The organism is Mesorhizobium sp. M1A.F.Ca.IN.022.07.1.1 (genome assembly GCF_003997575.1).
In the GTDB taxonomy this organism is placed as follows: domain Bacteria; phylum Pseudomonadota; class Alphaproteobacteria; order Rhizobiales; family Rhizobiaceae; genus Mesorhizobium.
Genome location: NZ_RZST01000732.1, coordinates 1 through 497 on the forward strand (window position 1 = coordinate 1; position 497 = coordinate 497).

At 60.4% G+C, this 497-nt stretch carries 1 protein-coding gene and 1 pseudogene; both read left to right on the forward strand.

Going from position 1 to position 497, the window contains the following annotated elements:
* Positions 1–10 precede the first annotated feature (10 nt).
* Positions 11–151, forward strand: a complete 141-nt coding sequence (locus EOA75_RS35865) for a hypothetical protein (protein WP_348628696.1) — start codon at positions 11–13, stop codon at positions 149–151.
* A pseudogene (locus EOA75_RS35495) lies at positions 126–497 on the forward strand (hypothetical protein); the annotation flags it as partial. The gene EOA75_RS35865 and the pseudogene EOA75_RS35495, both read left to right, overlap by 26 nt.

Genomic DNA, 497 nt, shown 5'->3' on the forward strand with positions numbered 1-497 from the left:
GGCTCTGCGCATCAGCGCGCGCCAGTGGATAGCGGAAAAGCTGCGGCCGAAGAAGTACGGCAGCAAGGTCGCGCTTACCGATGGCGAAGGCGGTCCGCTCACGGTCAAAATTGTGAAGTTCAAGGATGCCCCGCGTAACGATCCCCGCTAACGACTGGCAGCCTCGTTGGTATCAGCGGCCGGCGTGGGATTCCTGGGAGCAAGGTTGCAAGCGCCAGCTCCTATTCTGGCACCGCCGCGCCGGTAAGGACGAGCTGAACCTCAACATGCATGCCGTGTCCGCCTACGAGCGGCCAGGAACCTATTGGCACATGCTGCCTGAGGCCGCACAGGCGCGCAAAGCGATCTGGACCGCGGTCAACCCTCACACGGGCAAGCGGCGGCTGTTCGAGGCCTTCCCTGAAGCTCTGATCGAAAACATGAATGATCATGAGATGTTCATCCGCTTCAAGGACGTCGGTTCAACCTTTCAGGTGGTCGGATCGGACAACTTCAAC